The organism is Neobacillus drentensis (assembly GCF_036962125.1).
GTDB classification, from domain to species: domain Bacteria; phylum Bacillota; class Bacilli; order Bacillales; family Cytobacillaceae; genus Neobacillus; species Neobacillus drentensis_B.
Genome location: NZ_JBALOA010000019.1, coordinates 54911 through 64485 on the forward strand (window position 1 = coordinate 54911; position 9575 = coordinate 64485).

Consider the following 9575-nt stretch of genomic DNA (forward strand, 5'->3'; position numbering starts at 1 on the left):
TTTTTTTTTGCTAGGATTAGGATGGTTATTTTTTCTTTTATGGTTAAAAATAACTTGAATATGGTGGAGAGGGTTTTTCTCCTAGGAGGATTGGAATGAAGAAAGGTGATCATCTGCATTCTTTGGAAAAGCGATTTAAAATTGCGCACAGGGAAGCATTTATTGGAATTATTCTGGTTTTGATTAATTTTGTTTGGTGGTATGGCTTTGCCTATGGCCTTGGTTCCGGCAAAGTAGAACAGTATTCTTACATATTTGGATTGCCAGCCTGGTTTTTCTACAGTTGTGTGTTAGGTTTTATCGTAATGGTGATCCTTGTTATTTTTACCGTTAAAGTTTTATTCAAAGACGTTCCCTTTGATGTGGAAGAGAGGGAAACCAAGTGAATTGGGCTGTTATTACACCGTTACTCATTTTCTTATTAATTATCTTTGCAGTTGGGATTTGGTCCAATAAATTTGTCCTTAAATCACATTCTTTCTTGGAGGAGTACTTTTTAGGGGAACGGCAAATGGGCGGATTCATCCTCGCGATGACGATGGTGGCGACATACGGAAGTGCCAGCAGTTTTATCGGGGGGCCTGGAGTTGCTTATACAAAAGGATTAGGCTGGGTGCTGTTAGCGATGGCCCAGTTAGCAACAGGCTATTTTACATTAATGGTCCTGGGCAAAAAGTTTGCAATTATTTCCCGCCAGTACAAGGCGATTACCTTAATTGACTTTTTAAAAGAGAGATATAAAAGTAAAGCGGTTGTGTTAATCTCAGCAGCCAGTATTATTATCTTTCTTTTTTCATCAATGACAGCCCAATGGATCGGCGGAGCACGTTTGGTTGAAAGTTTAACTGGCCTGCCATATACGACGGCTCTGTTAATCTTTGCCTTTTCCGTCCTTGTTTTTGTTATTGTCGGCGGCTTTCGTGCTGTTGCCATCACAGACACCATCCAAGGGGTGGTTATGTTTGGCGGTACATTAATCCTCCTGATTGCAACTATAAAAGCGGGCGGAGGCATTCCAAAGATTATCGCCGATTTAGCGGCTGAAAATCCTAACCTAATCAGTCCCTTTGGTGCAGATCGCAGTTTGACACCTGCCTTTGTTTCTTCTTTTTGGATATTAGTAGGGGTTGGAGTTGTGGGCTTGCCGCAAATCGCCGTCCGAGCAATGTCTTATAAAAATTCAAAGGCGATGCATAGTGCGATTATTATTGGGACGATTGTGGTCGGTTTTATCATGCTGGGGATGCATCTTATTGGCGTGTTTGCGAGACCGGTCCTGCCAGGTGTGAAAATCGGGGATACTGTTATGCCTTTATTATCAATGAAGGTACTGCCTCCTTATGCCGCAGGTATTGTTCTTGCTGCTCCAATGGCTGCAATTATGTCCACAGTAGATGCATTGTTAATTCTCGTAAGCTCTGCATTAGTAAAAGATGTCTATTTAAACTACATAAAGCCAGATGCAGGCAACGATCAAGTGAAAAAGGTTAGTTTCACTGTAACGGCAATTATTGGAATATTGGTCATCCTCCTTTCGTTAAGTCCACCCGATTTAATCGTTTGGCTCAATCTGTTTTCGTTTGGGGGCTTGGAGTCTGTCTTTATCTGGCCGGTCGTTTTAGGATTGTATTGGAGTAAGGGCAATCGACAAGGGGCGATTACTTCAATGATCCTTGGGATGGGATCCTATATTTTATTAGATCAATTTTATCCCAATGCCTTTGGCTTTCATACCGTTGTCCTTCCAATTCTACTTTCGTTGCTTGGGTTCGTTGTAACTAGTTTGTTGACACAACCGAAGCAGGGTTATCTGCGTTAGAATCGCAAAATAAGATTAAATGACTGAAAGACAGTTTAGGTATCATTTTTGTTGCAATTTTGTGAATTAATTTCTAGAATGAATTAACAGAAATTAATTGAATGAGGTGTACTCATTGGCAACTGTTACTGTTATTCGATATTTATCAGCGCTTATTTTTCCAGGGCTGCTAGTCTTGCTTTTTACAAGAGTCACATACAATCGGGTCATCGGGTTGATTTTAACCGTTGCCCTGATTGCCACCTCTGTATATAAAGGATATACCAACACATTTTTATTGATTGTGGTAGATGCCTTCTCATTAACAGCCGGGTTCTGGCTGGCTGAAAAAATGAAGCAGAGGGTCATTAAGAAAACCTAGTCATTCATACACACTTGAGAGTCTGTCAGAAAAATGGCAGACTTTTTTGCTGAATTCGTATAAAAACGAATATTCGTTCGCATATTATTGGTTTGTTTTTAGGGGAATGTGGTAGAATGATAATATCAATTTAAGACGATACACTTGAAAGCAACCATCCCGGTCTATGAATAAGGTACATATGCTGAAAAGTGATTGATTTTGCGGGAGGGATATTTCTTGAAGGATCAATTTGAATTAGTTTCAAAATACTCGCCGCAAGGGGATCAGCCCGAGGCGATCAAACAATTAGTTCAAGGGATTAAAAACAATAAAAAGCAGCAGACGCTTCTTGGTGCCACAGGTACAGGTAAAACGTTTACGATTTCCAATGTAATTAAGGAAGTAAATAAACCGACGCTTGTCATCGCTCATAATAAAACACTTGCAGGTCAGCTATATAGTGAGTTCAAAGAATTTTTTCCAAACAATGCGGTCGAATATTTTGTCAGTTACTACGATTATTTTCAGCCAGAAGCCTATGTTCCATCGACTGATACCTTCATCGAAAAAGATGCTAGTATCAATGATGAAATTGATAAATTGCGGCACTCAGCAACCTCTTCTCTCTTTGAACGAAAAGATGTAATTGTAATTGCCTCGGTTTCCTGTATTTATGGTTTAGGTTCTCCTGAGGAATATAGCGAGATGGTCTTATCGTTACGAACAGGAATGGAAGTGGAGCGCAATCAATTGCTGCGCCGCTTGGTCGACATTCAATACGACCGAAATGATATTGATTTTAAGCGGGGAACCTTTCGTGTTCGTGGCGATGTTGTAGAGATTTTCCCTGCTTCTCGTGATGAGCATTGCCTTCGTGTTGAGTTTTTTGGTGATGAAATTGACCGTATTCGCGAGGTAGATGCGCTCACAGGCGAGATTATGGGTGAACGGGAACATGTGGCCATTTTTCCTGCATCCCACTTCGTAACTAGGGAAGAAAAACTGGTAAAGGCGATTGAAAATATTGAAAAAGAACTAGAAGAACGCCTTGAAGAACTTCGCGCTGACAATAAATTGCTCGAAGCCCAAAGGCTCGAACAAAGGACTCGCTACGATTTAGAAATGATGAGGGAAATGGGCTTTTGCTCAGGGATTGAAAATTACTCGCGCCATTTAACCTTGAGGGAAGCAGGATCAACACCATATACGCTGCTTGATTATTTTCCTAAGGACTTTTTAATGGTGATTGATGAGTCGCATGTTACTTTGCCGCAGGTGAGAGGAATGTTTAATGGCGATAAAGCACGGAAACAGGTGCTTGTCGATCATGGCTTCCGTCTGCCATCAGCACTTGATAACCGCCCATTAATGTTTGACGAGTTCGAAAAGCATATTCACAATATTATCTTTGTTTCTGCAACACCTGGACCTTATGAACTCGAGCATACACCAGAAATGGTTTCGCAAATCATCCGTCCGACCGGACTATTGGACCCAACCTTGGAAGTTCGTCCAATTGAGGGGCAGATTGATGACTTGATTGGTGAAATTCACGAGCGTGTGAGTAAAAATGAACGTGTCCTTGTGACCACGTTGACGAAAAAAATGTCCGAGGATCTCACCGATTATTTGAAGGAAATTGGCATTAAAGTTCAATATTTACATTCTGAGGTAAAGACGCTAGAACGAATTGAAATTATCCGTGAGCTGCGCTTAGGTAAATATGATGTCCTGGTTGGAATTAACCTGCTCAGAGAAGGGCTGGATATCCCAGAGGTTTCTCTGATTGCGATCCTTGATGCCGATAAAGAAGGCTTCCTCCGTTCTGAACGATCCCTGATCCAGACGATTGGCCGTGCTGCCCGTAATGCCAATGGACATGTCATTATGTATGCGGACAAAATCACTAATTCGATGGAATTAGCGATAAGTGAAACAAGGCGCCGCCGTGCCATCCAGGAAGAATACAATCGTCAACATGGAATTGTGCCAATGACGATCCAAAAGGATATTCGTGACGTCATACGTGCCACCCATGCTGCCGAGGAACAGGAAGATTACAAACCAGCTTCGGCATTTAGTAAGATGAACAAGAAAGAACGAGAGAAATTAATTGCTACGATGGAAAAAGAAATGAAAGTCGAAGCCAAAGCGCTTAATTTTGAAAGGGCCGCTGAGCTTCGTGACTTAATTTTGGAATTAAAAGCGGAAGGATGACAGAACAATGGCAATGGAAAAACTAATTGTGAAAGGCGCCAGAGCCCACAATTTGAAAAATATAGATGTCACCATTCCGAGAGATAAGCTTGTTGTCCTAACGGGACTTTCCGGATCTGGAAAGTCCTCGCTAGCCTTTGATACGATTTATGCCGAAGGACAAAGACGTTATGTCGAATCCCTTTCAGCCTACGCACGGCAATTCCTGGGCCAAATGGATAAACCGGATGTTGATATGATTGAGGGTCTCTCACCAGCGATATCCATCGATCAAAAAACAACAAGCCGTAACCCCCGGTCTACGGTCGGTACGGTGACAGAAATTTATGATTATTTACGATTATTATATGCAAGGGTCGGGCATCCCACTTGTCCGGTCCATGGCATTGAAATCTCCTCGCAAACGATTGAGCAAATGGTCGACCGGATTATGGAGTATCCAGAACGTACGAAAATGCAAATTCTCGCCCCAGTGGTTTCCGGTCGGAAAGGCGCACATGTCAAAGTGCTGGAGGATATTAAAAAGCAGGGCTTTGTCCGCGTCCGAATAAACGGAGAAATGCATGATCTTGGCGATGACATTGAGCTTGAAAAAAATAAAAAGCATTCGATTGAAGTAATTATTGACCGTATTGTTGTCAAAGAAGGAATTTCGGCAAGAATAGCCGATTCACTCGAGACAGCTATAAAGTTAGGCGAAGGCAAGGTCATTGTCGATGTGATTGGCGAGGAAGAGCTGCTGTTCAGTGAAAACCATGCCTGTCCAATCTGTGGTTTTTCCATTGGCGAACTAGAACCGCGGATGTTTTCTTTCAATAGCCCGTTTGGCGCCTGCCCTGAATGTGATGGGCTAGGTTCAAAGCTGGAAGTTGATGTTGACCTTGTGATTCCAAATCAAGAATTAACCCTAAAGGAGCATGCGATAGCCCCATGGGAGCCGACTAGCTCGCAGTACTATCCGCAATTGCTAGAGGCCGTATGTGACCACTTCGGGGTAGATATGAACATCCCAGTGAAGGATATTCCAGAACATCTATTGGAAAAAGTACTATATGGCGGCGGACGTGAAAAGATTTATTTCCGTTATGAAAATGACTTTGGCCAAGTCCGTGAAGGCAATATAGAATTCGAGGGCGTTATTCGCAATGTAGAGCGTCGTTATAAAGAGACAAGCTCGGATTTTATCCGTGAGCAAATGGAGAAATACATGGGCACAAAAGCCTGTCCAACCTGTAAGGGAAATCGCTTAAAAAAGGAAACCTTGGCGGTGCTTATTAATGGACGCCATATTGCCCAGGTAACCGACCTTTCGATTGAAGAGGCACATCAATTTTTTGCCGAATTAACTCTTTCAGAAAAAGAAATGCAAATAGCGAGACTGATTTTTCAGGAAATCCGTGAGAGGCTTGGCTTTTTAATTAATGTAGGACTTGACTATCTTACACTGAGCCGCATGGCTGGAACGCTCTCCGGCGGCGAAGCACAGCGAATTCGCTTAGCTACACAAATCGGTTCCCGATTAACCGGTGTCTTATATATTTTGGATGAACCTTCGATTGGACTTCACCAACGTGATAATGACCGTTTAATCGAAACGCTGCAAAACATGCGCGATATCGGCAATACCTTAATTGTCGTTGAGCATGATGAGGATACCATGCTCGCTGCTGATTATTTAATTGATATAGGTCCGGGGGCCGGGGTGCATGGCGGTGAAATTGTTTCTGCAGGAACGCCAGCAGAAGTGATGGCAGACCCTAATTCTTTGACAGGTCAGTACTTAGCGGGAAAGAGATTTATTCCACTGCCATTGGAACGGCGCAAGCCTGATGGACGTTTTCTTGAAATCAAGGGAGCCTCAGAAAACAATTTGAAAAATGTGAATGTGAAGCTGCCGCTTGGTGTTTTTATAGCCATCACTGGTGTATCGGGATCAGGAAAGAGTACGCTTATAAACGAGATCCTTCATAAATCCCTGGCTCAAAAGCTCCATCGTGCCAAAACGAAGCCAGGAGAACATAAAAGTATTAAGGGCATCGATTATCTAGAAAAAGTTATTGATATCGATCAGTCGCCGATTGGCCGGACACCGCGCTCCAATCCTGCAACCTATACGGGAGTGTTTGATGACGTTCGTGATGTGTTTGCGAATACAAACGAAGCGAAGGTCCGCGGCTATAAAAAGGGCCGCTTCAGCTTTAATGTTAAGGGTGGCCGATGTGAGGCTTGCCGCGGGGATGGAATCATAAAAATTGAAATGCACTTTTTACCAGATGTCTATGTTCCGTGTGAAGTATGTCATGGCAAGCGTTATAACCGTGAAACCTTAGAAGTGAGGTACAAAGGAAAAAGTATTGCAGATATTCTCGATATGACGGTTGAAGCGTCTGTTGAATTTTTTGAAAATATTCCAAAAATCAGCCGCAAGCTGCAAACAATCTTAGATGTCGGACTTGGTTATATCAAACTTGGCCAGCCGGCAACCACGCTTTCTGGAGGGGAAGCTCAGCGTGTCAAACTTGCTTCTGAGCTGCACCGTCGCTCGCAAGGGAAATCCTTCTATATTCTAGATGAACCAACAACAGGTCTTCATGTCGATGATATTTCACGTTTGCTTGTTGTGCTGCAGCGTTTAGTTGATAATGGCGACACGGTTTTAGTCATCGAGCATAACCTCGATGTCATTAAGGCAGCTGATTATCTGGTCGACCTCGGGCCAGAAGGAGGCGACAAGGGTGGGACCATCGTCGCAACGGGAACACCAGAAAAAGTGGCCGAAGTCCCTGAATCTTACACAGGTAAATACTTAAAGCCAATTCTCGAGCGTGATCGTCTGCGCATGAAACAGGAAATAGAAGTTAAGAGTGCTATAAAAGCATAAGAAGAGTGGAAGAGTTGAAATCCGTAGGGAAACCTGCGGATCTCAGCTCTTTTTTTGCATGGTCTCACTCTAAAAATGCGATTGGCGGAATGATTGCTGGAATCGGCGGAATCCGAACGAGTTTGGCGGGATTCTTGCAAAAATTGGCGGGATTCTTACCTAAATCAATGGGTACAATTCGAGGGTTGGCGGGATTATAGCTGAGTTTGGCGGAATAAATGCAAAGTTTGGCGGAATAAATGCAAAGTTTGGCGGAAATATTGCCTAGCACTGCGAAATCTTTTCATAGTCAGGCGGAATCCCTCCAAGATTTGGCGGAATACCAAAATCGCCCGCCCTTCGATATAAAAAAATGAAACTTTCCAGATTCCTTTTTCGTAAATAAGTGATAAAGGAGTTGAGCGCAAAAATGGAAACGAGAAAGGTACTTTCAAGTTTGTGCTATTTTAGTATTTTTTTCGCGGGGTTTCTTTTTCCACTGATTGTCTATTTTGCATCTGGGGATGATGTGACAAAAAGTCATGCCAAAAGGTCATTGTTATCACATTTAATCCCCCTGATTCCGACTGCATTGATGGTTTTTACTATTTTAAATGATATTTTCAATTTGCATGACAGGATCTCTGCTCTTACGATCATTTCCATTGTCGTATTATTGCTCACAGGGGTCATTGTGATTATCTGGAACATTATAAAAGGCGTAAAGGTATTAATTAACGAATAAGCATAAAGTGAGACAAATTTTATTATTCTGAGGTGGGTAATCATGAAAGAAGAAAAAAAGCGGATTTTAAAGATGGTTGAAAAAGGGAAGGTAACCGCTGATGAAGCGATGGCATTACTTGATGAACTAGAAAAGGCGCAGCAAACAATGGCGCAGAAACAGGAACAAATTGTCCATGAACTCTCTACAGCTGTAAACTTTGAAGAGGCTAAAAAAGGAGACCCTTTCCAAGCGAAATACCAATCCACGAAGGAGAAGCTTTTTGATTTTGTGGATTCTGCCTTGAAAAAAATCAAAGACTTTGATTTTGACTTGAATTTCGGCCAGTCCATCGAAGTCTCCCATATTTTTCATCATGGAAATGCGGAACTAAAAGAAGTAGATATTGATGTGGCGAACGGATCTATTAAAATTGCCGCATGGGACCAGCCGGACGTGAGGATTGAATGCCAGGCGAAGGTATTCCGAGTTGAAAACTCAGACCAAGCGAGGCAGAACTTTTTGAGGGACACTACTTTTTCTGTTGAGAATCAAAAATTACGTTTTATGACGCAGCAAAAATGGATGAAGGTAGAATCAGTTATTTATGTGCCGAAAGCTCAGTATGATCGTATGCGCATTAGGGTATTTAATGGTGCTGTAACAGGGGACCATATGAATGTGGAAGACCTTAGGGTGAAGACAGCGAATGGAAAAATAAATCTTGAGCGGATTCAGGGAAAAAAAGCAGAGGTTGAAACGGCAAATGGAAAAATTCACATATTCGATAGTCGGTTTGACCACCTCGAGGCGGAAACGATAAACGGTGCAATTCACCTCGAAGGTGATTTCAAAACTGTAGAAACACAATCCTTTAACGGCAATATCAGTTATCATCTTAGCGGAAATCGTACGGAATTAATTCAAGTAAAAGCGACAACTGGCGGAATTGATCTGCATATTCCAGATGGTCTGCCCGTTAATGGGGAGCTGAAGACAAATTTAGGCGGTTTTAATGTCGAACTCGTTGGGGTTCAGGTGCTTGAGGAAAAGAGTGAAATGATTCAAAAATCTCTTCGCTTTAAATCGGTAAATCCTCCTGATAAAATGATGAAAATCATTGCTGACACAAAAACGGGTTCCATTGGAATTCATAAATTACAAGAAAAATAAATAGGAGATGCAGAAAATGAGATGGCTGATTGGGTGTTTGATTAATGCGGTGTTGTTTATGGCACTGGCGGGTTATTTTCACGAAAGCTTTCAACTAACAGGATTTATGGCCGCGCTTCAGGCAAGCATTTTATTGTCCATCTTAAATATTTTGGTCCGCCCCATCCTGATTCTGTTTACCTTGCCTGTGACCGTGATGACGTTGGGGTTATTCTTATTAATCATCAATGCAATTACGCTGGAGTTGACCGATTATTTGATGGGCGAGGCTTTTGAGATTTCCGGATTTGGCATGGCAATCTTTTTCGCAGTCCTGATGTCGCTGATAAATGTAATCATTCAAAAAACACTGCTCCAGCCATCCAGGAAATCCAAAGATTGATATTATGCTAAGGGTGTTCACATACTTTTGTGTACACCTTTTTTGTTGTATAGGAAA

The 9575-nt window shown here is 42.2% G+C and carries 9 protein-coding genes; all 9 read left to right on the top strand.

The window, feature by feature from the left end:
* The first annotated feature begins 95 nt into the window (after positions 1–95).
* The 9 genes from V7121_RS17315 (at position 96) to V7121_RS17355 (ending at position 9518) form a co-directional block, all read left to right on the top strand.
* Positions 96–386, top strand: coding sequence for a YhdT family protein (locus V7121_RS17315; RefSeq protein ID WP_335547277.1), 291 nt, complete (start codon positions 96–98; stop codon positions 384–386).
* Positions 383–1819 (top strand): sodium/pantothenate symporter, encoded by a 1437-nt coding sequence (gene panF / locus V7121_RS17320; protein WP_335547279.1) that lies wholly within the window; start codon positions 383–385, stop codon positions 1817–1819. The genes V7121_RS17315 and panF overlap by 4 nt, the downstream gene beginning before the upstream one ends.
* A gap of 115 nt (positions 1820–1934) precedes the next feature.
* Positions 1935–2180: a CsbA family protein gene (locus V7121_RS17325; RefSeq protein WP_335547280.1), complete on the top strand. Its 246-nt coding sequence runs from the start codon at positions 1935–1937 to the stop codon at positions 2178–2180.
* A 219-nt stretch (positions 2181–2399) separates the two neighbouring features.
* Entirely contained in the window at positions 2400–4379 is a 1980-nt protein-coding gene (uvrB, locus tag V7121_RS17330) for an excinuclease ABC subunit UvrB (RefSeq protein ID WP_335500915.1), read from the top strand.
* A 7-nt stretch (positions 4380–4386) separates the two neighbouring features.
* Positions 4387–7260 carry an excinuclease ABC subunit UvrA gene (gene uvrA / locus V7121_RS17335; protein ID WP_335547282.1) on the top strand — a complete coding sequence of 958 codons (2874 nt, stop codon included), beginning with the start codon at positions 4387–4389 and terminating at the stop codon, positions 7258–7260.
* A gap of 14 nt (positions 7261–7274) precedes the next feature.
* Complete coding sequence (locus V7121_RS17340; protein ID WP_335547284.1) at positions 7275–7460, top strand: hypothetical protein; 186 nt, start codon at positions 7275–7277, stop codon at positions 7458–7460.
* 209 nt (positions 7461–7669) lie between these two features.
* Complete coding sequence (locus V7121_RS17345) at positions 7670–7984, top strand: DUF4870 domain-containing protein (RefSeq protein ID WP_335500921.1); 315 nt, start codon at positions 7670–7672, stop codon at positions 7982–7984.
* 42 nt (positions 7985–8026) lie between these two features.
* Positions 8027–9136, top strand: coding sequence for a DUF4097 domain-containing protein (locus tag V7121_RS17350; RefSeq protein WP_335547286.1), 1110 nt, complete (start codon positions 8027–8029; stop codon positions 9134–9136).
* Positions 9137–9152: 16 nt separating this feature from the next.
* The gene (locus tag V7121_RS17355; protein ID WP_335547288.1) at positions 9153–9518 is read left to right on the top strand and encodes a phage holin family protein; all 366 of its coding nucleotides are present in this window, start codon (positions 9153–9155) and stop codon (positions 9516–9518) included.
* The last annotated feature ends 57 nt before the right edge of the window (positions 9519–9575 follow it).

What these genes read in the sequence shown, in the direction of transcription:
- V7121_RS17315 (WP_335547277.1), top strand. Translation starts at nt 96, where the DNA reads ATGAAGAAAGGTGATCATCTGCATTCTTTGGAAAAGCGATTTAAAATT.
- V7121_RS17350 (WP_335547286.1), top strand. Translation starts at nt 8,027, where the DNA reads ATGAAAGAAGAAAAAAAGCGGATTTTAAAGATGGTTGAAAAAGGGAAG.
- V7121_RS17345 (WP_335500921.1), top strand. Translation starts at nt 7,670, where the DNA reads ATGGAAACGAGAAAGGTACTTTCAAGTTTGTGCTATTTTAGTATTTTT.
- V7121_RS17355 (WP_335547288.1), top strand. Translation starts at nt 9,153, where the DNA reads ATGAGATGGCTGATTGGGTGTTTGATTAATGCGGTGTTGTTTATGGCA.
- uvrA (WP_335547282.1), top strand. Translation starts at nt 4,387, where the DNA reads ATGGCAATGGAAAAACTAATTGTGAAAGGCGCCAGAGCCCACAATTTG.